We start from the raw sequence: 24,407 nt of genomic DNA on the forward strand, positions 1-24,407 counted from the left end.
ATGTTAAACATATCAAAAAACACCATTTCAGACCAAATAGATATTACTAAATTTAAGTCTGGTAAAGATATTTTCACAAAAGAGTATCACAAATTATTTAAACGATTTTTACTAGTTTTTTCTGTAATCTTAGTAATCATCTTGTTTTTACCTTGGACCCAAAACGTGTCTAGTGAAGGACGTGTTACCACTCTTAAACCTAATCAACGTCCGCAAACACTTCAATCTCAAATACCTGGTCGTATAGAAGAATGGTTTGTGCAAGAAGGAGATTTCGTAAAGAAAGGAGACACTGTTTTAAGAATTTCAGAAATAAAAAGCGGTTATTTCGACACAAAACTTGCTGAGAGAACCGGTAAGCAGTTAAACTCGAAAACCTTGTCTGCTAAAGCGTATACTCATAAAATTGGTGCTTTAAAAAATCAGCTTGGGGCAATTAAAAAAGAACGCAAATTAAAACTAGAACAAGCAAAAAATAAGTTGAAACAAGCTTATTTAAAAGCTAAAAGTGATAGCATCGATTTTGAAGCTATTAAAATAAAGCAAAAAATTGCTCAAACACAATTTGATAGAACCGTTACCTTAGAAGAAGAAGGTTTAAAAGCTGTTAAAGATGTTGAAGAAAAGAGAGCAAAACTTCAAGAGTTATCAGCTAAATTAATTTCTCAAGAAAATAAGTTCTTTACTTCTAAAAACAATATTATCAATGCTCAATTAGCAATTAGCAGCACACAGGCTTCTTACGCTGATAAATTGTCAAAAACAGAGAGCAGCTTGTATAGTGCACAATCTGGTGCCTATGAAGCAGAAGTTCAAGTTTCAAAACTGGAAACGAGTTTAGCCAATTATAGCAAACGAAACTCTTTATTGTTTATTACCGCCCCCCAAGACGGGTACATTAATAAAGCTATAAAGTCTGGTATTGGTGAAACTTTTAAAGAAGGGGAGCAATTAGTAAACATTATGCCTGCTCATTACGATTTAGCTGTTGAAATGTACATACAGCCTATCGATTTACCATTGATTCACATTGGTGAAGAAGTTCGCGTTCAATTTGACGGTTGGCCCGCAATGGTTTTTAGTGGTTGGCCCAATGTGTCATACGGAACTTACGGTGCTAAAATTGTTGCTATTGAAAACTTTATTAGTAGCAATGGAAAATACCGTGTTTTAATTGTTCCTAACAACAAACAAGAACCATGGCCAGAAGCCATAAGGGTAGGTTCAGGTGCAAAAACCATCGCCTTATTGGAAAATGTCCCTATTTGGTTTGAGTTATGGAGGCAAATTAACAGTTTCCCTCCTAACTTCTATCAACCAAAGAATAAAGAGAGTGGTAAAAAGTCAAAAAAAGAAGCCTAAAAAACACTTAATAAAACAATAAAAAACAAATAGATGAAAAGGTTAAACATCCTTTTTTTGTTACTAAGCTTTATAGCTACAGCACAGAATAATTTAAGTACTCAACTTAGTTTAGAAGAATATTTAGGCTATGTAAAAAAGTATCATCCTGTTATTAAACAAGCTGAACTTATTACAAGTACCAATGAAGCTAAATTATTAAAAGCCAGAGGGGGTTTTGATCCTAAAATAGAAGTAGACTACGACAGAAAAGAATTTAAAGGTAAGGACTATTACAAAAAACTAAATTCAACCTTTAAAATTCCGACTTGGTATGGAATAGAGTTAAAAGGGAGTTATGAAAATAATTCTGGTCAGTATGTAAACCCTGAACACAACACCCCTGAAAATGGTTTATATAACGTTGGAATATCTGTTTCTTTGGCTAAAAACCTATTTATCAACAAAAGGATGGCTACCTTAAAACAAGCTAAACTCTATACGCAACAAGGAAAATTAGAACAACAGCTATTGGTTAATGATATTTTATTTGAAGCTATTAACACATACTTAAATTGGTTACAATACTACCAGAGCTATAATGTTTACAAAGATTATTACACGAATGCTGATACTAGGCTAAAAAACATAAAGAAGAGCTTTAAAGCTGGCGATAAACCAGCTATAGACACTTTAGAGGCTAACATCAATTTAAAAAACAGAATGTTAGACCTCGAAAAAGCACATATTAAATACATTAAATCTAAGTTAGAACTTTCTAATTATTTATGGATTGGTAACAACATTCCTATGGAAATACAAGAAGAAATAGTTCCTGATAACACGACTTTTTCTAATATTGATATAATCCTAAACACTTCAGTAACCACTTTACTTGATAATGAGTTTGAAAACCATCCTAAGTTAAAGTTACTGGAGTTAAAGAAAAGAACCCTAGAAATAAATAAGCAATTAAAAGTAAACAACCTATTACCTAAAGTAGATTTTCAGTATAACTTCCTTGCATCAAAAGTAGATAATTTTGATGCGTTTAGCACGGCTAATTATAAAAACTCTCTTCAGGTTAGCATTCCGCTTTTTCTTCGTAAATCTAGAGGAGATTTAAAACTTGCTAAGCTAAAACTACAAGATATCGATTTTGAAATTGCGTCAACTAAAGTCTCTTTACAAAACAAAATAACGGCTACCGAGCAAGAAATTACATCGTACAAAAAACAAAATGATATTTTAAAAAATCTTGTAAACGATTATCATACAATTGTAAAAAGTGAAGAACGTAAATTTTCTTTGGGAGAAAGCTCTATTTTTCTAATTAACTACAGAGAAGTAAAATTAATAGAAAGTAAATTGAAAGAAATTAAAAACGAGTACGAATACGCTAAAACAAAAGGCAAGCTTGTAAAATTATTAGGTAAATTAAATAGTTTATAATTGTTGTTTATACTCTTCTAACAAGGCTTCATCAATGCTTATATGTTCTGGAAGAATTCGCAAACGATATTTACTTTCACCTATGAATGTAATGAGGTCTTTACGCTCTAATTTTTCTTCTTCAACATTCAGAATTGAATTTATATTATCAATAATTCTAGTAACGTATGTTTGACTTTTAATATCGCCTCCTGAACTTACGATAATTGATTGTTTTTCTGCCTCTAAAAACTTTCTTCTATAAGCAAATGTTAGTAGGTTTTTGTACTGTGTTGTTTTTGAGCCAAAATCTATTTTAGCATTGACTATTCCTTTAGATGGAATCGTGAGTTTTATTAGTGACCAATCTAAAAACTGAATTTTCATTTCGTTAGGTTTTGGTGTATGAGCCAACTGTATTACCCAGCTTGTTGCCAACACTAAAAATACCGATATCAACGATGTTTTGGCTATAACCCTAATTAATTGGTTGGTAAATTCATTATCAAAACCAATTAACACATCAGATAATTGAGAAACGAATAACAATACGATTGCTACAACCGATATCAAAGCTACCAGTTTTAAATCTCTATACATAAAAGTCCTGTAAAAAGAAACTCCCATTAAAACACATAAAAAAGTTGTTAGTAAAACATCTGGAAGTGCTGCTAACTTTATTCCGTCATAAAAATCATTCCCATAGAAAAATGAAAGTGATACAGTTATGGAGGCAACAACAATAATGATAATGGCTATGATCTTAACATTCTTTTCATTTCTGTAAATAAACTTAGGCGCATCATGCACATAATACAGCGCCATTAACCAAAATAAGTTATTGATTGTAGACAGGATGTTTATTCCTATTTGATGAATTGTTGTTTTTTCAAAAGTGAAATAACTTGCCGAAAGTGCCCAGATACCAGAAACCACCCAAACCAACATTCCAAAGCTGAAATACAATAACCCTTTATCAACTCTTTTTATTGAATTTCCTTCTTCTAAAACTTCTTTAAATCGCTTTGTAATATTATAGTAGATTGCTAATAATAACACAGCTCCAATAAAAGAAATACACGTATGTAATAGATTATGAAACTGTGTTACTTCAGCCATTTATTGTAAGATTTTAGAAACTAAATCTTTTTTTGCTTTTTGATCATTTCCAAATAACCATTGCAATACATTATCCTCCCACATTTCATCTTTTTCTTGCTCGTTAATAATGTTTCTTTCGATAGCTAAATCTAGGATTTTTCCTGGATATGACGATTGGATTTCGCTTTCCATTTCTCCTAATGGATACGGATCATCCAGTCCTATTAACACTTGTTTTGATCCTTGATTTTTAATCAACAAATCTAACGAGCCAGTATCGTGAACCAATGTATCAAAGAAGATGTTTTTATGCCCTACAGCTTTACGAGGGTGTTGTTTTCCTTCAAACAAATCAGGTCTACCATCAAATCCTTGAATACGACGCCCTAAGTTCATTTGTGCTAACTGACCTCCATGCGCAAAACACACACGCATATTAGGATACTTTTCATAATACCCGTTTAACGTTAAGAAGTGATAGGCGTCTGCACATTGCGCCAGCATCCAAATTAAATGGAAACGCCAACTGGTATTTTGCAGTTTGATGAATTTCTCTCCGTCATACGGATGAATTTCTACCGCCAGATTATACTTATCGGCTAACTCAAAAATAGGTTCGTTCTCCTCATCAAAAATACAACGCCAAGTACCAATAGTATCCATATAATGTGTAGGCAAACATAGCAAGCGCATTCCCAATACCTCAACACAACGTTCTATTTCCCATAAAGCACCACGAACAAACCCTGGATGCACCACAAAACCTGTTGTGAATTTCGATGGATTTTCATGCTGTACACGGGCATTAAAATCATTTTGAAAACGTAACGCTTGCTTCATTTCTTCCAAGCGTAAACCATTCCCATATAATTGAGACAAGTTCAAAACAACTGCATGATCGATTTTAAAATGCTCCATCCATGCTAATTTTTCATCTAAAAAGAAACTAGAATCCGTCACAGGTCGACTCCAATCTTTTTGTAGCATGAACTTTCGGTCCTTATCAACCCAAAAAATTCCTTTGTCTTTCATAAACTGTGGAATTTGCTCTGGGTAAGGCAGTAAATGTGAATGTCCGTTTATTCGTAGTTTGCGTTTTTTCATTTTGGTTTCTATTGCAAAATTTATGCTTTGTTTGGTGCTTCCATCACAGTACCACATTTATCACAGGTACATTTTTCTTTGTCAGAATAGTACTTATCAAAAATTATTGGCATATCTGTTTCAATATTGTCTAGAGCAAATTCTTCTCGGTATAATTGATGTCCGCAGTTTTCACAATACCACTCTAAAGCATCCATCATACCTTCTTCACGTGGATATTCGATAACTAACCCTACCGTATTTGCTTTACGTTGTGGTGAGTGCGGTACCTTTCCTGGTAACAAATAAATATCTCCTTCATTAATTTCAACATCGATCATTTCTCCATTATCATCAATAATTTTTAGCACCATATCTCCTTCTAACTGATAGAAAAACTCTGGTGTTTCGTTATAGTGATAATCTTTACGATTGTTAGGCCCTCCAACAACCATTACGATATATTCGCCATTATCCCAAACCTGTTTATTTCCTACTGGTGGTTTTAGTAAATGACGGTTTTCATCAATCCACTTTTTGAAATTTAAAGGTTGTACTAACTTGCTCATCTTTTAAGCCCCTCCTAACCTCCCCAAAGGGAAGGAACTCATAATTGGGCGTATTGGAGTTATTATTTATTCATTTTTAAAGATACTTAAATAGTCTCGTTTCTAAAAGTCTTTATTCTTGATTCTTTTATAATGATTTTGTTCTACCTCCGTCAACAGGAACGTTAATTCCGTTGATAAAACTTGCTCTTTCGCTTGCCAAAAACACAATCGCATTGGCTACCTCTTCAGGTTTAGCAAAACGTTTTGCTGGCGAAGCATTTTTCATCATTTCTGCAACCTCTTCTATCGATTTACCTGTTTTAGCTGCTTTATTATTGATAATTTCTGTCAAACGCTCTGTAGCTGTTGCCCCTGGTAATACATTATTCACGGTAATCCCGAATTGACCTAATTCATTCGCCAACGTTTTACTCCAATTAGCAACAGCACCACGAATCGTATTTGAAACACCTAAGCCATCTAATGGCTGTTTTACAGAAGTAGAAATTACATTAATAATCCTACCATAATTTTGTTCTTTCATAAATGGAACTACCGCTTGTACTAACACATGATTACATTTTAAATGCATGGTAAAAGCACGTTCAAACTCTTCTAATTTCGCATTGAATACTGGTCCTCCTGCTGGCCCTCCTGTATTGTTTACCAAAATATGGAACTGTAAATTCGTTGCTGCTAACTTTTTCTTTAAATCTGCTGGATTGGTAAAATCAGCCACAATATAACTGTGTCTTCGACTACGCTCAGACACCGCATTCAAGTCCTGTAGCACCGCTTTTAGTTTTTCTTCACTACGAGCTACCAACGTTACATTTACTCCTTCTTGAGCTAATTGTATTGCTGCTGCTTTTCCTATTCCTTGTGTACTACCACATACCAAGGCGTTTTTATGTTGTATATCTAAATTCATCTTATTCGTTATTCTGAATCATTTGTTTAATCTTAACTGCTTTCTCAAAATGATCTAATTGATGTGTTTGAATCCACCAAGTAGCCACTTCCATCAGTACTTTCGGATTGTCATTTTTATTTTTGAAAAATGCATAAAACGAAAGCCCTACATTTTCTCCTTTTTTAGCAATCTTTTCTTCACAAACAGCAATTATTTTTTCCTTTATTTCCTTATTCATATTTTATACATACATTTTTGGGTTCTGTAAAAAAGCGTAATGCTTCAAAACCTCCTTCACGCCCTACTCCACTCGCTTTTTGACCTCCAAAAGGTGTTCTTAAATCACGTAACAACCAAGTATTCACCCAAACAATTCCTGTGTGTAATTCTTTAGACATACGCATGGTTCTTGTCAAATTGTTTGTCCACAATGTTGATGATAGTCCATATACCACGTCATTAGCTAACTGTAAAGCTTCTTCTTCTGTTTTAAAAGACATTAAAGTAACTACAGGCCCAAAAATCTCTTCTTGATTTAATCTACATTTGTTACTGGAAACTTCAATAATTGTCGGTTGTAAATAGTAACCGTTCTCACAATTCTTGACAGTGACTCTGTCGCCTCCGTATAAAATCTTCCCTCCTTCCTGTTCTGCAATATCTATATATGATTTTACCTTTTCTAAATGTGGTTTTGATACTAAAGCTCCTATGTTGGTATCTGCATCAAAAGGATTTCCTATTTTTAACTCTGATACTTTTTGAACAAAGTCTTTTTTGAATTGTTCATAGATACTTTCTTCAACAAAAATTCTACTTCCACATAAGCATATCTGACCTTGATTCGCAAATGAAGAACGAACTGTGGTTGCCAACATATTTTCATAATCACAATCCGCGAAAATGATGTTTGGATTTTTACCTCCTAACTCCAACGATAACTTCTTAAACATTGGCGCTGCTGTACGAGCTATATGTGCTCCTGTAGCGGTTCCTCCGGTAAATGAAATCGCTTTGATATCAGGATGTTCAATAATGGCTTGTCCTGTGGTAGTTCCCAATCCGTGAACTATGTTTAACACCCCTTTTGGTAAACCTGCTTCATTACAAATTTCTCCTAATAAATAGGCTGTCATGGGCGTTACTTCGCTTGGTTTTGCTACGACACAGTTTCCTGCGGCTATTGCCGGAGCAATCTTCCACGTGAATAAATACAATGGTAAATTCCATGGAGAAATACATCCCACTACACCAATGGGTTGACGTAACGTAAAATTCATTGCTCCTAAACCAACACTTTCATGAGCTTCTGATGAAAATTGTGTAATTGCATCTGCAAAATATTGAAAATTAGATGATGCTCTCGGAATATCTATCGCTGTAGCTAAACTTAATGGCTTTCCATTATCCTTAGCTTCTGCTTTTGCCAATTCAGGTAATCTTTGTTGAATTAACTGTGCTATTTTAGAAAGAATATGGCTACGTTCGTTTAAGGTAGTATTCGACCACTGCTTAAAAGCAACTTTGGCGCTTTGATATGCTTTTTCTACATCTTCTGTAGTAGAATTTGGAATTTGACCGTACACTTCTCCAATAGACGGGTTGTAATTATCTATATAATTATTTGCTACTGGTGCTACCAGTTCTCCGTTTATGTAGTTTTTAATATTCATTTCATTCACAGATTAAAGAAAAAAGAGAAAAGAAAAGAGACTTCTTTTATCTTGGTTCTTGGTTCTTTATTCTTGTTTTTTGTACGCCACCACTTTAATTTCAATCAATAAATGTGGGTGTGGTAATTGATGTACAGCAACGGTAGTTCTGGTTGGTCCGTTATAGTCAAAGTATTCAGCGTATACTTCATTATAGCCTCCAAAATCATTCATATTTACCAAGAATGAAGTTACATCAACAATATCAGATAAATCAGCACCGACTTCGTTTAAAATATCCCGAATATTTTCTATTACCGCTCGGGTTTGTTTTTTAATATCTAAGTTGGTCGTTCCGAATTCATCTACGGCAACACCTTCAAAAGAATTATCAGGTCTACGTGAACTGGTTCCAGATACATAAATAAAATCTCCTACTTGTTTTACATGTGGAAACTTTCCTCTTGGTATCGCTTTTCCTTTGATTACTTTACTGTCCATATTTTATATTTTTTAATTCCAAACGCATTTTTCATGAGATTTCTCCCTTTGATAGAAATGACATTTTACGAACTGGCTAACTCTATTAATTTATTCGTGGTTTTAAAGTTACGAGTAGTTGCTGAAACTTTTAACTTTCTTTCAAAAAAATTATTCGTCAGTTTTGTTTTCCCGTATCCTCCTGCTGCATTTACATAAACCACATCTTTTAAGATTGTGTATTCATCTTCTTTCGCTTCTACTTCTATTTCTTTTATTGTAGTTTCATTGAATAAGAAAGTAAAATATATTTGTTTTTCGTTTAAATTACTATAAGGGTTGTTTTGAAGAATCTCTTTTATTTCTCTTACTTCTTTTGCTAGAACAAGAACATCATAATCATATTTTTCTTTAATTTTTGTATGAATATTCTTTTCTACCTCTTTTGAGTCTTCTCTAGTTTTTAACACAATATTGCCACTTTGGATATAGGTTTTTATAGTACTATATCCCAGTTCTTCTAACAGTGTTTTTAATTCTTGCATCGGAATTTTATTTTTCCCTGAAACATTAATCCCTCTTAACAAAATAATTATTGTGTTCATTTTATCCTTGCAATCCTTTTCTTAAAACCTCTTTAATCCCTTCTAAATTATCTGAAAATGACATCATTTGGTTTAATATTTGAGCCATTTCATTTTTATTACCCAAACCTTTTAGCTTATTATTCTTAACAAAAATTTCTTTTATATCACTCCATCGGTTTGCTTCGTTCTCTGATATATTTCCTATCAATTCTTTATACTTCAATAAATTTGCTTCAGCAGAAGATGTTAATGTTTGAGATTCACTTTCATAATGAGATAATACCAATTTTTTTAACTCCTTATCATTCATTATCGGTACTACTTTAGCCACTAGCTTATTCATATCCCGATAGGAACCTTGTAACTTAAAAGAGGGTTCTGTTCTATACTCATCCTCTTTTGCAGCAGACTCGATATATGCTTTATTTACTTTTAAGATGGTATTCCTTATAGTTATTACTTTTTCTAATACCGAAATATAATCTTGAATTTCTTGTTTTGTATGATTTCCTTTCAACTCACCTTCTTGAGTGTTATTTTCAATTCTATCTATCAGCGCGTAAACATCTTCAAAGTACTTACTACTTAGTTGGTGTAGTATCGGGTTTGATGTTAATGAATTTTCTATTAAACTAAGTTTAAATAAATGATCCGTATCTCCTATAATATCTCCTAAGTTATATATATCAGCTCGGTTTGCCAACATATCAGGTATTTGAAACTTATCTCCACTCTCAGTATAGGGATTTCCAGCCATAATTACACAAAACTTCTTCCCTCTTAAATCATATGTTTTTGGCTTTCCGTTATATACTCCTTCTATTTTTCTTGTTCCATCAGAAAGAGAAATGAACTTTTGTAAAAACTCAGGATTACAATGCTGAATGTCATCTAAGTATAACATTACGTTGTCTCCCATTTCGAATGCTAGGTTTAACTTTTTGAGTTCTTCTCTAGAGGCTGAATTTGTTGCTGCTTCTGGGTCGACTGAGGTTACCTCATGACCAATGGCAGGTCCGTTAATTTTCATAAAGATCAATCCTAACCTATTGGCTAAGTACTCCATCAAAGTAGTTTTTCCATAACCTGGGGGTGATATTAAAAGTAACATCCCCATTCTGTCTGTACGTTTATTATCTCCAACCGTTCCTAACTGCTTAGATAAGTTATCTCCTATCAAGGGAAAGTAAACCTCGTCTATTAGTTTATTCCTAACAAAGGAAGACAATACTCTTGGTTTGAATTCATTTAACTTTAATGTCTCTTTTAAATTTTCTACTAGTAGGTGTTTAGCCTCTTTGTATGCTAAAAAGTTAGGCACATCTTTTGTTGAAAAAACCTCTAATTTTTCAATAAACTTGTGATAATTAAATTCAAAATTTCCTTCAACAATAGTATCGTGTTCTCCTCTTAGCCCTTTAATGGTTTCTTCAGGATTTGCATGTAATACGGCACTAGGTTCATAGTTAAATAACAATAATGAGATTACTTCTTCTGTGTAATTTTCATTTCCTTCAATCGATGCTATAAAGGAGCTTACCCATTGTTTGGTCAACTGAATTTTCGCTTGGTAATTTGTAGTTTTTTCAAGATTGCTTTTAAACACCTGTAATGCATCTTGCTTTGTCAGGTATTTTATAAATTCTTCTTGAATACCCAACGCCACAGCACTAATTATAAATGAATTGGTCGTTCTTAATTGATTAAACAAATAATTGGCTATAGTAGTTCCTAACTCTTTAGAGAACAGCAACGTTTCTTCTGAGAAAGCAATTATTTCCTCTTGTAACTTATTTATTAAAAAATCGTATTCTTTACTTTCAGGGAAGAATCGCAAGACATCTCCAGATGCTTTTATAGAAAAGTTATAGTAATCTTGACGCTCTTTAGGCAAAGAATTCCAAAAATATTGAGCGTATGCTCTACTATTTGAAGCATATGTTAACAACCCTAATTCGTAATGTTTATGCACTAGTGCATATAATATTTTAAACGCATCAACATCATGTACCCCTTTTACATATCCTTCCGCAAACAAGCTTCCACTTTCATTTTGAACTAACGCTAATACATCTTCTTCGTTTAGCTTTACCAATTCATCTGTTGAATACGAAGTAAATAATTTATACGCCAAGTAAGAAGATCTATACACTAAACTATTCTCAGAAACTAGTTCTTGATTCCAATACTTTTCAGATTTAAGTAAAATTTCATTTTCAACTTCTTGATAGAAATTTGTTCCTGTTAAATGATAATGTAGGGTTTGATCTTTGTAAACTATTGATAGATCCAACGGTTGTTTATTTACCCCAAACTTATGTTTTCCTAAGCGAATTACATTCTCCCCATCTTCGTATAATTCTTGTTTATCTTTTAACTTTCTTAACGCATCTTCTTTAGCTACTTTAAGTTGTGTTGCTATAGCTTCAGCTTTACCAACTGATTCTAATTTTGTTAATTGACTAACAATATCTCTAATTTTGTTAATCATTAAATCTGCCGCAAAATACCCGTTAATATCTTCAACTGAAGGGTAACTTTGTGCCTTTTTTGCTATACTTTTTAAAATTCTTTCAGAAGCAGCGCTTAATGCTTCTATTTTCTTATTTCTTTTTTCTAGTATGGTATTCTTTCGAGCATCAAAAGCATTGTTAACCTCTTCTCTCTTCTCTATAATTAGAGAAATAAACTCTTCAAAATCGGCAAACTTGCCTTCAATTTCCTCTAACTGAATTGCTATTTTTGTTAGGAACTCATCACATTTTTCTGGCGTGGTAGCCATATCAATATAATTGATGATACTTTGATCTATAAGCTTTAACTGAGCAGAAAAATCAGCCTTAGCTTCTTTACTTCCTAAAGTCTTAATCGTATTTTTAATCCCAGCTTTTAATTGGTTTAATGTAGCAAAGATTAAAGAAATATTATCAATAATTCTAGTGGATTGAGAGGTGTCTTCTATTTCTAAATTTGTGACAATTTCTATTAAAAGCTCTAAATCTGTTGTTATTTGATCTACTTCTTTTTCAAGTTTTTTAGCTTCAACTACCTTTTTTATAGCTGCTAAATCATCTTGTTTTTCTTGAACGCGTTTATGATAGGGTTTTAACGCTTGATCATTCAATAAAAATGCTACACATCTTTTTGATATGATAGCACTTTGTTCTTCAATTGAATTTTCAATTTTTTCTAATAGATCAATAGCTATATAACGAACTTCTTTTAAGCTAATAACCTGCCCTCTTAGTACTCGTAATTGATTTAATAATTCAACAAAATCTTCTATGGTCTTAAAAGAAGTACTTTTGATCTTACTTAAAAGTTCATTAGATTTTTCTTGAATAATTTTGCCTTCTTTAGCTGCTTGCTGCTTTAATTGAGTTACCTTTTCAAATTCATCAATAGCAGCATTTGCTGCATCGTTAATTTCTGCAACAGGTACGCTTAACTGTTCTGTTGCTAGCTCATTTATCCAGTAATAACTACTATTAATATCATTAGATTTCTTAGCTATATCACTATATAACCCAGCATAACTATCTTCTTTATTTAAAAGTGTTATTAATTCATGGCATTCTGCCATTGCTTTTACAATATCTTTATTACCAATCTTATAAAGTAAGGTATCTTCATGTAATGATGGAATAGTATCTGTTTTTACATAGGGGGTTTGCCAAATCTGAACAACATGGTGTTTTGTTTGCTCATTTTCTGTTTTAAAGTAACACAATTCTCCATTCTCTAAAATTGTAAAACCATTACAAACAATAGGTGTTTTTACCTCTTGCTCAATAATGTTATAAGACATTAATATGTATAGCCCTCTTATTGTAGCATAAAACACATATAAAAAGTCTTCTCCGTTGGGAGAAACTATTTTCTCTTGAAACTTAACATCTTTAGTGTTATTTTCAAAAAGTTTATACTGACCTGTTTGTAAGTAATATCCATCTGGAAAAATAAGTCCTTGATGATCTGGTAATAATACTGCACAATCTTTAACGCTATTTACTTTTTGAACTTCTTGTAGCTTATGGTTATAAATAAAATAACGGGCTTCTTCCTGAAATGGTTTTATCTCCAGTAAAATAAGGTTACCTAAATCGGCATAGCGAAACTGACCGTCATCCAATGTTTGATCAATATGTTCTACTGGCTCTTCAAGAATTCCTTTTCCTTCATCTGTATTATCTTCTATCTTAATAGTTAAGTCACCTCCAATAGTTTCTACAAAAACTTTATCTAAAATAGCAATATGAGAATGGGTACCATAACGGTGCATATCTCTGGTTACCTCTTGCCAATTAAACTCGTGTTGTTTTGGAAACCTATATTCGTGCTCACTTCTATTGTCAACATACACTAATTCATTTTCCTTTATTAGCCACTTAAACGTTTTTATATCAGTTTTGTTTTCACTTAACTGAAAAACCATATGAAGGTAATTATCGATAATTGCAAATTTTGCAAAAATGGTATTTCTATAATATTTGTATAAGTTAGTAAAGTCGGTTATAAAAATTTCGTTGTAAAGAAAGTCTAGTGATTTTGGTTGAAAACGATTGTCTTTAAACTCATAAGCACTAAAAACATCCGATAATTTAATGTCTGTTCTTAGTCCGAAATGAACATTGTACCCGAAAATGGAAGTGTTTCCTAAGGAAACAATATCTCTAGCTATACAGTTGTTTTCTGTATTAATTCTATCATTTGCTATAAGCTTTGTTTCAATCGTACCAAACACATGCTTTCTAGCGTCATTTAATCTTTGTAACCTAGCTAATAGCTCTTTTTTTTGTTTTTGAAGACGACTCTGAATAATCTCATATGTTCCGCCATCAAGTTGTTGATCTTTCATACAAAAAATTACGAGTTAAAAATTCATATTAAAACACTTAAAATAAATTCCGAGCATTGAAAAATCAATACTCGGATAAGTGCTATTCTAACTCATTTTTTTATTAGAAATATCCAATCCTTTTGCCAGGCTAAAAAGATTTCCTAAAAGTGTTTGATCATCATCAGATGTTGCTCTATCTTTTAGAGTCATTAACAAGTTAGCGATTGTTAAGTTTTTAATATCATCAGAAGAAATCCCGTATTTTACAGCAAAATCTCTTACGCGTTCCATTAAGTTACCTTTCACATCATCACTACTTAAAATAGCATCCTTTACCTCTTGTAAATTACTACTATTTTCAATCATCTTATCCAGTCCTTTAGCCTTGGTAATTTGTCCCATTATTTGCTCAAAGAACATCGTTTCTCCACCAACTATATCAATCTTAGCAGATTTTAGAGCTTGCCCAATAACATCAGCTTGCGCATCTGCAATATCTTTTTGGATGTTAATATGTGCTAAATCTACTTTTAAATCTTTTTCTAGACGCAACTTGAATTCTTCATGTTCTTTACCTACACCATCTAATTTTTTCATTGCTGCTGCTTTCTCTTCAATTCCTGCTGCATCTGCTAAGGCTTTTTCTCTTATAATTTCCGCCTCAGCCATTCCTTCTTTTCTCAACGCTTCCGCTTTTGCTTCAATTCCTACAGCCTCTGCTTTTGCTTTCTTCTCAATAATAAGTGCCTCCATAGTACCAAATCGTTCGCTAGCATCTGCTTTAGCATGCATTACTTGGGCTTCAGACATTCCTAAAGTAGCCTCTTCTTTTGCTTTTGCATCTGCTAATGTTTTACGAGCGTCTGCTTCTTTTTCACTAGCTTCTTTATGTGCTTGTGCTTCAATGTTAATTTCTTCTGCTTTTTGTTTTGCAGCTTCTTTTTGTGCCTCGGCTTCTTTAATTGTTTTAATTAAATCTTCTTGGGCTTTGGCTTCTGCTAATGTAATGGTAACTTGCTTTTCTCTTTCTGCTGTTTTAAACGCCTGAATATCTTTCATATTCTCTTGTTCTTCCACAACTCCTTTTTCTAAAGTAACACGATCTCGAATAACATCTTGTATATTTTTCTTCTCTACTTCAACTACTTTTTCTTTTTCTATTTGAGCCAATGTAACAATTCTTTCACGTTCAGTAGCTTCTAACATTCTGTCTTTCTCTACTCTTTCCGTTTCAACTACATCTGTACGTAACTTATTCTTAGCTGCTACAATAACTTGTCGTTGTTTGTTTTCTTCAGCAACTTGTACTTTTTCTTCTGTTGCTATTCTTGCCGATTCTGACTTTAACAGTTCTTCTTGATTTACTTTTAAGATTTCAGCTTCTTCTCTAGCTTTAACATTAGCTATTTCTCGTTTTTGCTGTTCCTCTTTTTCTGCTAATTGTTTATCCAACTCTAAAATAGCTTCACGAGCCTCTACATCTTGCTTTCGAATAGTTTTTTCTTCCTCTCTTTTAATCAAATTTGCTTTGATATTCTGGGCAGCCGTTAATTCAGTAATTTTTTTAATCCCTTCGGCATCTAAAATATTGTCTGCTTTTAAATAAGATACTGATGTTTGTTCTAAGTAATCAATTGCACAATCTTCTAGTGTGTATCCATTTAAATCGGTTCCAATAATATCTACAATTTCGTCCCTGAATTCTCTACGAGCCTCATACAGCTCAGTAAATTCAAATTTTTTCCCTACCGTTTTTAAGGCTTCCGAAAATTTAGCTTCAAATAAATCTTCTAGTGTTGAAATATCTGATGCTCTATCACAACCTATAGTTTGTGCTACTTTTTTAATAAAATCTACTTCATTATTCACCCTCACAAAAAAGGCTACTTTTATATCTGCCCGCATATTATCTTTACAAAGCAATCCGTCATTTCCCAGACGTTCTATTTGGATTTTTTTTACAGAAATATCCATAATTTCTACTCTGTGAAATACCGGTATTACGTACATTCCTTTGTCTGTAGCTACTTTGGTTCCTCCAAAACCTGTACGTATCAAAGCTTGCCCTTGTGGTACCTTTTTGTAAAACATTGCTATGATAGCAAAGTATAGAATGATAAGGAATAGAATTAAACCTACTCCTACTCCAATAACTTGTAATAAACTGTTTGTCATAGTTCTTTTTTTAAAAAGTTTTTGTTTTTAATTTATATATGATTGTGCGTAATAAAAAGACTTATCTTGACTCTGTTTGATAATCAAAATTTGCTCTCTGTAGTGTATTGGACTCCCGTCCAATGACTTAATATTTATTGATAAATGAGTTCCTGCTGCTTTTACTTCAGCTGAACCTAATTTTTTTTCTTTGATATTCGATAAAGAAATCCCTACCCTACCTACTATATCTATCGGTAAATCTCCGTGCTGATTTAAGTTCTTAAAAAAACTTTTAAACGGTGTTGTAAAAATTTTGTTGATGAATAGTGACGGTAAAAAACCTATTAACATTAGCACAAATCCAAAGCTATTATTTATACTATCCGTTAAAACTGTAGAAAATGCTGTACAAATCCACCAAATAAAAATCCAGCAAGTGAAAGTGAACATAAAAGGCAACCCAACAAAGTTGAAATAAATAAGAAATATTTGCCACCATTTTAGTGGTTTTCTTTTCTTCCCTAATACATCTTCTTTATTTACTTCTGCATTTGAAACATCATGAAAATCTGCATTTCCTCCTTCAATACCTGAATCTGTATCTATATCGAAATCTGCATCAATATCTACGTCTACATCTAAGTCGAAATCTATTCCAGAAATCATTGTTACTATCCAATATAATAATAGTATAATTACTAATATTGTTAGAGGTAAATTTACTGATGAAAATATAATATCGGTAAAAGTGTTCAATTCTATGCGTCTTTATCGTTTAACCCTAACTTTTCTTTCAATTTTAACAAGCTTTCCTCTGCTGTAGTTTCAGTAACATCAGCTGCCTCAGACAACTCTTGATCTATTGATTTAGAAGATTTTGCTATTTCTCCATAAGCTTCAGCCAAAGCTTCTTCTTGTTGTACTTTTTCCTTCATACGTTCTAACATAGCAACAGTACTCGCACTGTCAATATCAGCCATTTGTTTATTCAAATTCTTAGTTGCTTTAGAAACCTTCACTCTTGCCTTTAATGTTTTCAATTCATTTTCCCATTTGCTAATATTCTGCTTAATCTCCTGAATATTGTGTTCTAATTTACTTACTGAATCATTAAATTGAGCCTCTTCTTTTTTTACCAATCCTATTTTATGATTGGTTTCTTCTTTTTTCATCAAAGCTTCCTTTGCTAATCGATCTGCTTCAGACACTTCTATACCTCCATTTTGCCCTTTCTTCAAAATTAGCACTGCTTTTTGCTCATAATCTTGGCTTTTAAATGTTAACTCTTCCACATCGTTTTTAGCTCGAATGGCCAACGCTTTTACTTGCGCTAAGGATTCTAAACTTTTTTCTAAATTCAGCTTTAAATCTCTAATTCCTTGTTCTGTCATTTTAATAGGGTCTTCCATTTTATCTATTGCAGAATTTGCTTCTGATTGCCCTATTTTAAAAAGTCTTTTAAAAAAATTCATCTCTATTTTTTTTTTAATATTTTGAAAAATTAATAATGTGATCTGAGTATTCACTTAAGAGTAAACTAAGTGAATTCAAAGTCGCTTCAAACTCATTAGCATCCAAGTTTTCTAGTTGAAGTGTATCTCTAAAAATAACACGTTCCCCACTTTCATCCAAGACAAAAGCTCCGTGGATTATATCTCTATTCTTTTGTAACAAGCTCTTAAAAATCTCATGATTAGGCTCTTTAATCTTAAAGATATATTGTTCAAAAATTATAATTGGATTTGCAACTCCTATAATTAAATTTTTAATTCCTTCGTTTTCTTTCTCTACAACAAAAATACCTTCTTCCTGATTTTCTTTTATTATATTGAAATTCAACCCCAGTAAAAATCCTTTTACCTTACTAAAATGTGTATTCATTTTTAAGTAGTTTGATTAGTTAATATAGCATTCTTTTTAAGCGATAATATTACAAAAAGTTTCTAGAATCAAAGACACTCAACATAATATTATTAGCAATATAAATTCAATAATTTTTAATTTTAAAGGTTACTCCACTAATTTTTAAACTAAAAAAATTAGCAAAAACAAAAATAATTAGCTAATATTGTTTGCTCAAATATACAAAAACAAAAACATTTAGCAAATAAAATTAGCAAAATATGTCATTTTTTGGTAAAAACATAAAAAAAATCAGAAGTGTTAAGCGCTTAAGCCAACAAGCTTTTGCAGAACTCTTCAACCTTAAAAGAGCTACATTAGGCGCTTATGAAGAAGGTAGAAGCGAGCCAAAAATTGACACTATTATAAAAATTGCTAATTATTTTAGCATCCCTATAGACAACTTACTAACTTCAGAACTCACAGTTAACAACTTACTTCAGTTTAAAGAGGATTTAACCCTAGAAACCGAAAAATTATCAAAAGAAACCTTCACCACTATACCCTGCGTAACCGAAAAGACAATTACAGAGTATATAAAACACCACAACAAAACTTCTTTTATTGATGATCTACCCAAAATTCAACTCCCTATTAACTCTCAAAAAAAACTCAGAGCTTATACCGTTTCTAATTTAGAAATGGCTAATCACAATAACGGATTATACCCTAACGACATAGTAATAGGTGAGTTTACACCAAACAACACCATAAAGAACTTAAAAAATGGGGAACTCACTCTTACCCTTGTTAAAAGCGAATTGATTCTACGCAAGCTATACATAGATAACGACTCTGTAGCTTTACGTGCAAATCATAAAAACATCCCCGATAAAACATTCTCCATTACAGATATTAAAGAATTATGGAAAATACAATATGTATTTTTTAACAGAATTCCTGACCTTAATACCTCTATAGAAAACAAACTTTCTTTTTTAGAACAAGAACTTTTAAAACTAAAAAGAGAGCTACAGTAAACAACTATCTAAATCCAGCAATTTTATCTTCTTCTAAAATCTCATTGGTTTCTTCTTGCACCTTTTTTAACACCTCATTCAAATCAGTGATTGCATCTAAATCGTGATGAGCTACCATATTTAACAAGGCTTTATCTTGCGCACGTCCTTTTTTCATCGCTTCTGCATACGGAATCTCTTCATTAAAAGTTACCATAGAGTACTTTGAAAAATATTCTGTTGGGAACGTCTTTTCTAAATCCATTTCTAACTTTCTCTTTTGCTTAAATAATGGATTTGCTACATGATCTCGCATTTCATAAAAATTGTCAATGGCTAAATCAGCAATCGCATCGGTATCTTCTTTACGTGCTTTTTCATACGCTTTAAAAGTCGCTTGCCAATCTCCTTCATGTGCATCTAAAACCCTATCAAATACCGTTACATCTTCAAACGACGCATTCATTCCTTGTCCGTAAAACGGAACAATCGCATGTGCCGCATCTCCTAGTAACAAAGTTTTATTTTGATAATGCCAAGGCGAGCATTTTACAGTCCCTAAAGCTCCAGTCGGATTGTTAATAAACTCATCTTTAATACTCGGTATCAACGCTAAGGCATCTGAAAATTCTTTTTCAAAAAACTCAGTTATCTTTTCTTCAGTAGTTAAGTTATTAAAATTGTATTCTCCTTCATCATAACTTAAAAACAAGGTTACGGTAAAACTTCCATCTAAGTTTGGTAACGCAATTAACATATACTCTCCTCGAGGCCAAATATGCAAATGATCTTTACTTATTTGATGATTTCCTAATTTATCAGCAGGAATTTCCAACTCTTTGTATCCGTGCGTAAGGAAGTTTTGTGAATAACTAAACAAGAATTTTCTTTCTAAATAGTAGCTTTTTCTCAATGCAGATCCTGCTCCGTCCGTTCCAAAAATCACATCTCCATCTACAGAAAACTCTTCCTTTGTATGGTAATTTTTAAAATGTGCTACTGTATTTTCAATAGCTACCGAAGTACATTCTGTATTAAAATGTATGGTTACATTTTCGTGTTTTTCCGCTTCGGTTAGTAAAATTCCATTTAAGTCTCCTCTTGAAATAGAATTGATGTACTCTCCTTCTCTACCTGAGTAATTAGAAGCAAACGTATTCCCTTCTCTATCGTGCATTAAGCGCCCATACATGGGAATACAAATTTCACGTGCTTTTTCTTCCACACCACATAAACGCAACGCTTTAAATCCGCGATCAGATAATGCTAAGTTAATAGAGCGTCCTGCCGAAATATCGGTAACTCGTAGGTCTGGACGACTTTCATACATTGTTACCTTATAACCTCTTTGTGCTAAACGAAGTGCTAATAAACTTCCGCATAAACCAGCACCTATAATTACTATGTTGTCTTTTTTACTCATTTAGTATTTGAATCGCTTTTTTATATGTTTCTTCACTTGTTTTCGTATGAACTTCAGGAATAAATTTCTCTCTTGGCGTACCGTTTGTATGAAACAGTTTTTCAACAGGAAAACATATATTAATCTTCGTATTTGGTAACCTATCACATTCAATAGCTCCTAACAATTTTGCCATCTCAGTTCCCACAACTGTTGCAGACTCTATGTTATCAAAACCTTGTGCTATTGCTTCTCCTACACTTCCTGTCCATTTTCCTACCAATACAATAACTGGTTTTTTATACGGGTTTTTTAAAGGTGTTAACAACTCAATCCAACTTCTTTTTATACCAAATTCTCTTTCTAAACTTACTTTTTCATGTTTTTGATATGGAATTGTTTCCGATATAAACTTTCCCATAATACTTTTAGCTACTTCAGTATTACCTCCACTTGGTGTATCTCTTAAATCTACAATTATCGCTTTGGTATCTCTAAACTCATCTACCTTGTTAGGAAAAGCTTTAATTACCTCATTGTTTCCTAAAGAATTATTTAGCTTTATATATCCTATATTTCCTTTTATAATTCTTGAACTTAAAGTTCCGTTTTCTTTTTTTGAAGCTGTAGGTTTGTTTAGTTTATATTGTTTTTCTTTTCCATTTTCTAGCACTAAAACCACCCTTTCTTCATTATGCTTTCCAGCAAACCACAAATTGGCAAAAAACTCTTTTACATCGTCTTTTGGGTTTTTAAAAGATTTTGGCAGTACCTCTTCTACTAAATCATCAATTTTACGGTTGTTAATACCAAGTAATTCATCTCCAACTTTCAATCCTGTTTCTTCAATTTCAAAACCCGATCTAATATCAGCTATATAATACTTCCCATCTTTTATCTTTATCCATGCATCGGTTGATGTTGGAATTAGTCGGAATGAAGATTTTAAATTTCGATTAATACCAGTATGAGGGTCGTATAGTTCGTACGTTATATTCTCTATCAATCTAATAAACTGAGAATCATCCGAAACATTTTTTACCTCTTTTTGATAAATCTTTTTTACCTCATTCCAATTTGTTTGTTTTTGATCAAAGTAAGCATAGAAGCTATCAAACATACTCCACAGATAATCAAAATCTTTTTGATACTTGGTTTGAGCTATACTACTAAAGCTACATAGAACTAAGAAAACAATAAGTACTTTTTTCATTTATAATAATGTTTTTAAAATTTCAACCATTCTGTATACATCTTTAAAACTGTTATACATTGGCACCGGAGCACAGCGAATTACATCTGGTTCTCTCCAGTCGGTTATGATATTGTTTTCGGTTAGTTTTTTGTGTAAACTTTTATCTGCATGCTGCACTTGGATAGATAATTGACACCCTCTTTCTTTCGGATTAGATGGCGTAATTATTTTAATTCTATCGGTATCAATCTGATTGATTAGATATTCAAAATAGCCTGTTAATTTTTCCGATTTAGCTTTTAATGCTGCCATTCCTACCTCTTCAAACATATCTAACGAAGCTCTAATGGCTGCCATTGATAAAATAGGCGGATTTGACAACTGCCAACCTTCTGCTCCTGGCATCACATCAAAGGGTTTACGCATGTTGAAACGAGTTTCTTTGTTATGATTCCACCAGCCTGCAAAACGTGGTAATTCTTTATTATGTGCATGCTTTTCATGTACAAATAACCCTGCTAAACTTCCCGGACCCGAATTCAAATATTTATAGGTACACCAAGCTGCAAAATCTACTCCGCTATCATGCAATTCTGGCGAAATGTTTCCCGCACCGTGTGCTAAGTCAATCCCTACCATACAGTTTTTTGCGTGTCCTATTTCTGCAATACGTTTGATATCTAAATACTGCCCTGTATAATAATTCACTCCTCCAATCAACAACAAAGCGATTTCATCACCTTGATCATCTACTATTTTCTCTAAATCTTCAATACGCAACAACTCTTCTCCTTCACGAGGTTTCCATTCTATCAATCCTTCTTCTGTATCAAATCCATGAAATTTTAATTGTGATTGTACCGCGTATCTATCCGAAGGAAAAGCATCGCTTTCTATAACAATTTTATACTTTGTTTTAGTCGGTTGATAAAACGACACCATTAACAAATGTAAGTTGGTTGTTAAGGTATTCATCACCACAACTTCTAGTGGTTTTGCTCCTACTATATTTGCCATCGAATTTGTCAAAAATTCGTGATATGGCATCCATGGGTTTCGAGCTTCAAAATGTCCTTCTACTCCATATTTTGCCCAATCGTCTAATTCTTGTTGAATGTATTGTTGCGTTTGTTTGGGCTGTAATCCAAGAGAATTTCCTGTAAAATACAACCAGTCGTTTCCATCCTTGTCTTTTGGAATATGAAATTGCGCTCTTAAGTGCGCTATTTTATCTTCTTTATCTAACTGTTGTGCGTAATCAAGTGTTGGTTTATACATACTTATTTATATTTCTAAAAACCATTTCAAAAACACTAAAGATACTTTATTTTAATCTCAAAATAAAACTTAAAGTGTTTCACATATTAAAACGGCGTTTTATAAACTTACCCATTTTTATTATATTAGTCAATATTTTTTTTAAGAAAATGAATACAGATTCTAAAAACTTAAACCAGTCTATCATCAAAGCGTTTGCTGTTTTAGATGCTTTTACCAATGACAAAAAAGAATGGGGCGTTAGAGAATTGGCTGCTAAAACAGGCTATAACAAAAGCACCGTATACCGATTACTAAGTACTTTAGTTTCGTTGAATGTTGTACTGCAAAACGAGAATGAAAAATACCAGCTAGGGAGCAAGTTATTTGAGTTGGGCAATCGTGTTTCTATATACAAATCCCTTAGACACTTAACCAATACACCTATACAAAAGGTTGCCTTAGAAATTCAAGAAACGGTTTTATTGGGCATTTTAAAAGAGCAGCAAGTGCTACACATTAATAAAGCTGATAGTTTACAAGGACTTAAAATAAGTACTTCTATAGGCTCTTATGCTCCCATTAATGGAAGTGCTATTGGAAAATTATTACTAGCTTTTGCTTCACCAGAAACACAAGAAGACTTTCTAGATTCGGTTACTCTAAGACCTTTTACCAAAAACACCATCACCTCTACTTCAAAATTTAAAGAAGAATTACTACTAATTCAACAACAAAAATTTGCCTTAGACATAGAAGAATCAGAATTAGGCTTGGTATGTATTGCTATACCAATTTATAATAACAAAGGAAAAGTGATTGCAGGAATCAGTGCTTCTGGACCTTTAAGTAGATTTAAAATGGAGAACGTAACAAGTTATATTCAAATTCTACAAAAAGGCGCCAATATTATAGAACAAAATTTAAGTGACTTTGATAGTTTATAAAATATGGAACAAATAAAAACACTTTTACAATCTTTTGCTGACACCTCTGAAAAGGATTCAAACTATTTTTGCTCTAAACTCCAAAAAGTGACACTTCAGAAAAAGGAAACCTTATTAGTTAAAGGAACCACTGAAAACTATCTTTCTTTTGTTGAAACAGGAATTTTAAGATTATTTATTCCTAAAATTGAAAATGATGTAACTTTTGGGTTTGTTTTTAAAAACAGTTTTATCAGTGCTTATGATTCTTTTTTAACACAAACTCCTTCTGAATATAGCATTGAAACTCTAACTCCTGCTATTCTGTGGAGATTATCTTTTAATGATTTAGAAGACATTTATCAAAACACCTCCATTGGCAATGAAATAGGAAGGAAAAACGCGGAGAATTTATTTTTACTAAAATCGAAAAGAGAGCTTTCCTTATTAAACAATACACCTGAAGAAAGATATCTCAACCTTTTTCAAGAAAGACCCGAATTAATTCGACATATCCCCTTAAAATATATAGCGTCTTATATCGGAGTAACTCCCCAAGCACTAAGTAGAATTAGAAAGCGAATTTATTAACCTAAGTTCATTGATTCCATCTAAAAGTTTCTTCAATTT

The 24,407-nt window shown here is 32.5% G+C and carries 21 protein-coding genes; 5 read left to right on the top strand and 16 right to left on the bottom strand.

The annotated features are described in order from the left end of the window. Positions 1-1,362, top strand: coding sequence for an HlyD family secretion protein (locus tag V1T75_RS03990; RefSeq protein WP_330487272.1), 1,362 nt, complete (start codon positions 1-3; stop codon positions 1,360-1,362). 33 nt (positions 1,363-1,395) lie between these two features. Beyond that, on the top strand, positions 1,396-2,793 hold the full coding sequence (locus V1T75_RS03995) for a TolC family protein (protein ID WP_330487273.1): 1,398 nt from the start codon (positions 1,396-1,398) through the stop codon (positions 2,791-2,793). Here V1T75_RS03995 and V1T75_RS04000 read toward each other — a convergent pair. The 13 genes from V1T75_RS04000 to V1T75_RS04060 form a co-directional block, all read right to left on the bottom strand. Next, positions 2,788-3,891: a hypothetical protein gene (locus tag V1T75_RS04000; protein ID WP_330487274.1), complete on the bottom strand. Its 1,104-nt coding sequence runs from the start codon at positions 3,889-3,891 to the stop codon at positions 2,788-2,790. The genes V1T75_RS03995 and V1T75_RS04000 overlap by 6 nt on opposite strands. Then, the gene (locus V1T75_RS04005; protein ID WP_330487275.1) at positions 3,892-4,977 is read right to left on the bottom strand and encodes an amidohydrolase family protein; all 1,086 of its coding nucleotides are present in this window, start codon (positions 4,975-4,977) and stop codon (positions 3,892-3,894) included. 20 nt (positions 4,978-4,997) lie between these two features. Beyond that, the gene (locus V1T75_RS04010) at positions 4,998-5,525 is read right to left on the bottom strand and encodes a 3-hydroxyanthranilate 3,4-dioxygenase (protein WP_330487276.1); all 528 of its coding nucleotides are present in this window, start codon (positions 5,523-5,525) and stop codon (positions 4,998-5,000) included. Between the two features lie 127 nt (positions 5,526-5,652). Next, positions 5,653-6,438: an SDR family oxidoreductase gene (locus V1T75_RS04015; protein WP_330487277.1), complete on the bottom strand. Its 786-nt coding sequence runs from the start codon at positions 6,436-6,438 to the stop codon at positions 5,653-5,655. Between the two features lies 1 nt (position 6,439). After that, positions 6,440-6,658, bottom strand: a complete 219-nt coding sequence (locus V1T75_RS04020; protein ID WP_120187375.1) for a DUF6500 family protein — start codon at positions 6,656-6,658, stop codon at positions 6,440-6,442. Then, positions 6,651-8,093, bottom strand: coding sequence for an aldehyde dehydrogenase (locus V1T75_RS04025; RefSeq protein WP_330487278.1), 1,443 nt, complete (start codon positions 8,091-8,093; stop codon positions 6,651-6,653). Before V1T75_RS04025 ends, V1T75_RS04020 begins: the two co-directional genes overlap by 8 nt. Before the next feature lie 66 nt (positions 8,094-8,159). Beyond that, on the bottom strand, positions 8,160-8,573 hold the full coding sequence (locus V1T75_RS04030) for a RidA family protein (protein WP_330487279.1): 414 nt from the start codon (positions 8,571-8,573) through the stop codon (positions 8,160-8,162). Between the two features lie 65 nt (positions 8,574-8,638). Then, positions 8,639-9,157 (bottom strand): DUF1697 domain-containing protein, encoded by a 519-nt coding sequence (locus tag V1T75_RS04035; protein ID WP_330487280.1) that lies wholly within the window; start codon positions 9,155-9,157, stop codon positions 8,639-8,641. A 1-nt stretch (position 9,158) separates the two neighbouring features. Further along, complete coding sequence (locus tag V1T75_RS04040; protein ID WP_330487281.1) at positions 9,159-13,997, bottom strand: DNA repair ATPase; 4,839 nt, start codon at positions 13,995-13,997, stop codon at positions 9,159-9,161. An 87-nt stretch (positions 13,998-14,084) separates the two neighbouring features. Further along, positions 14,085-16,154: a flotillin family protein gene (locus V1T75_RS04045; protein WP_330487282.1), complete on the bottom strand. Its 2,070-nt coding sequence runs from the start codon at positions 16,152-16,154 to the stop codon at positions 14,085-14,087. A 27-nt stretch (positions 16,155-16,181) separates the two neighbouring features. After that, positions 16,182-16,892 carry a hypothetical protein gene (locus V1T75_RS04050; protein ID WP_330487283.1) on the bottom strand — a complete coding sequence of 237 codons (711 nt, stop codon included), beginning with the start codon at positions 16,890-16,892 and terminating at the stop codon, positions 16,182-16,184. 2 nt (positions 16,893-16,894) lie between these two features. Next, positions 16,895-17,608: a PspA/IM30 family protein gene (locus V1T75_RS04055; RefSeq protein WP_330487284.1), complete on the bottom strand. Its 714-nt coding sequence runs from the start codon at positions 17,606-17,608 to the stop codon at positions 16,895-16,897. A 13-nt stretch (positions 17,609-17,621) separates the two neighbouring features. Further along, positions 17,622-18,017 carry a molecular chaperone Tir gene (locus V1T75_RS04060; protein WP_330487285.1) on the bottom strand — a complete coding sequence of 132 codons (396 nt, stop codon included), beginning with the start codon at positions 18,015-18,017 and terminating at the stop codon, positions 17,622-17,624. A gap of 242 nt (positions 18,018-18,259) precedes the next feature. Here V1T75_RS04060 and V1T75_RS04065 point away from each other — a divergent pair, with 242 nt between their 5' ends. Further along, positions 18,260-19,018, top strand: a complete 759-nt coding sequence (locus V1T75_RS04065; RefSeq protein WP_330487286.1) for a helix-turn-helix domain-containing protein — start codon at positions 18,260-18,262, stop codon at positions 19,016-19,018. A gap of 4 nt (positions 19,019-19,022) precedes the next feature. On the opposite strand, the gene V1T75_RS04070 is transcribed toward V1T75_RS04065, so the two are convergent. From V1T75_RS04070 to kynU, 3 genes are read right to left on the bottom strand one after another with little or no spacing between them, the layout of a single operon-like run. Next, positions 19,023-20,420 (bottom strand): FAD-dependent oxidoreductase, encoded by a 1,398-nt coding sequence (locus tag V1T75_RS04070; protein WP_330487287.1) that lies wholly within the window; start codon positions 20,418-20,420, stop codon positions 19,023-19,025. Beyond that, positions 20,413-21,612: a S41 family peptidase gene (locus tag V1T75_RS04075; protein WP_330487288.1), complete on the bottom strand. Its 1,200-nt coding sequence runs from the start codon at positions 21,610-21,612 to the stop codon at positions 20,413-20,415. The genes V1T75_RS04070 and V1T75_RS04075 overlap by 8 nt, the downstream gene beginning before the upstream one ends. Further along, positions 21,613-22,872: a kynureninase gene (kynU, locus tag V1T75_RS04080; protein ID WP_330487289.1), complete on the bottom strand. Its 1,260-nt coding sequence runs from the start codon at positions 22,870-22,872 to the stop codon at positions 21,613-21,615. It abuts the gene before it with no gap. A gap of 149 nt (positions 22,873-23,021) precedes the next feature. Here kynU and V1T75_RS04085 point away from each other — a divergent pair, with 149 nt between their 5' ends. After that, on the top strand, positions 23,022-23,798 hold the full coding sequence (locus V1T75_RS04085; protein ID WP_330487290.1) for an IclR family transcriptional regulator: 777 nt from the start codon (positions 23,022-23,024) through the stop codon (positions 23,796-23,798). A 3-nt stretch (positions 23,799-23,801) separates the two neighbouring features. Beyond that, a complete protein-coding gene (locus V1T75_RS04090; RefSeq protein ID WP_330487291.1) occupies positions 23,802-24,368 on the top strand; it encodes a Crp/Fnr family transcriptional regulator in 567 nt (188 codons plus the stop codon). Positions 24,369-24,407 lie beyond the last annotated feature (39 nt).

This window comes from Tenacibaculum sp. FZY0031, from assembly GCF_036350695.1.
Lineage (GTDB): Bacteria > Bacteroidota > Bacteroidia > Flavobacteriales > Flavobacteriaceae > Polaribacter.

Excerpts from the sequence above, each read along its gene's own strand:
- V1T75_RS03990 (WP_330487272.1), top strand. The coding sequence starts at position 1 with ATGTTAAACATATCAAAAAACACCATTTCAGACCAAATAGATATTACT.
- V1T75_RS03995 (WP_330487273.1), top strand. The coding sequence starts at position 1,396 with ATGAAAAGGTTAAACATCCTTTTTTTGTTACTAAGCTTTATAGCTACA.
- V1T75_RS04000 (WP_330487274.1), bottom strand. The coding sequence starts at position 3,891 with ATGGCTGAAGTAACACAGTTTCATAATCTATTACATACGTGTATTTCT.
- V1T75_RS04005 (WP_330487275.1), bottom strand. The coding sequence starts at position 4,977 with ATGAAAAAACGCAAACTACGAATAAACGGACATTCACATTTACTGCCT.
- V1T75_RS04010 (WP_330487276.1), bottom strand. The coding sequence starts at position 5,525 with ATGAGCAAGTTAGTACAACCTTTAAATTTCAAAAAGTGGATTGATGAA.
- V1T75_RS04015 (WP_330487277.1), bottom strand. The coding sequence starts at position 6,438 with ATGAATTTAGATATACAACATAAAAACGCCTTGGTATGTGGTAGTACA.
- V1T75_RS04020 (WP_120187375.1), bottom strand. The coding sequence starts at position 6,658 with ATGAATAAGGAAATAAAGGAAAAAATAATTGCTGTTTGTGAAGAAAAG.
- V1T75_RS04025 (WP_330487278.1), bottom strand. The coding sequence starts at position 8,093 with ATGAATATTAAAAACTACATAAACGGAGAACTGGTAGCACCAGTAGCA.
- V1T75_RS04030 (WP_330487279.1), bottom strand. The coding sequence starts at position 8,573 with ATGGACAGTAAAGTAATCAAAGGAAAAGCGATACCAAGAGGAAAGTTT.
- V1T75_RS04035 (WP_330487280.1), bottom strand. The coding sequence starts at position 9,157 with ATGAACACAATAATTATTTTGTTAAGAGGGATTAATGTTTCAGGGAAA.
- V1T75_RS04040 (WP_330487281.1), bottom strand. The coding sequence starts at position 13,997 with ATGAAAGATCAACAACTTGATGGCGGAACATATGAGATTATTCAGAGT.
- V1T75_RS04045 (WP_330487282.1), bottom strand. The coding sequence starts at position 16,154 with ATGACAAACAGTTTATTACAAGTTATTGGAGTAGGAGTAGGTTTAATT.
- V1T75_RS04055 (WP_330487284.1), bottom strand. The coding sequence starts at position 17,608 with ATGAATTTTTTTAAAAGACTTTTTAAAATAGGGCAATCAGAAGCAAAT.
- V1T75_RS04060 (WP_330487285.1), bottom strand. The coding sequence starts at position 18,017 with ATGAATACACATTTTAGTAAGGTAAAAGGATTTTTACTGGGGTTGAAT.
- V1T75_RS04065 (WP_330487286.1), top strand. The coding sequence starts at position 18,260 with ATGTCATTTTTTGGTAAAAACATAAAAAAAATCAGAAGTGTTAAGCGC.
- V1T75_RS04070 (WP_330487287.1), bottom strand. The coding sequence starts at position 20,420 with ATGAGTAAAAAAGACAACATAGTAATTATAGGTGCTGGTTTATGCGGA.
- V1T75_RS04075 (WP_330487288.1), bottom strand. The coding sequence starts at position 21,612 with ATGAAAAAAGTACTTATTGTTTTCTTAGTTCTATGTAGCTTTAGTAGT.
- kynU (WP_330487289.1), bottom strand. The coding sequence starts at position 22,872 with ATGTATAAACCAACACTTGATTACGCACAACAGTTAGATAAAGAAGAT.
- V1T75_RS04085 (WP_330487290.1), top strand. The coding sequence starts at position 23,022 with ATGAATACAGATTCTAAAAACTTAAACCAGTCTATCATCAAAGCGTTT.
- V1T75_RS04090 (WP_330487291.1), top strand. The coding sequence starts at position 23,802 with ATGGAACAAATAAAAACACTTTTACAATCTTTTGCTGACACCTCTGAA.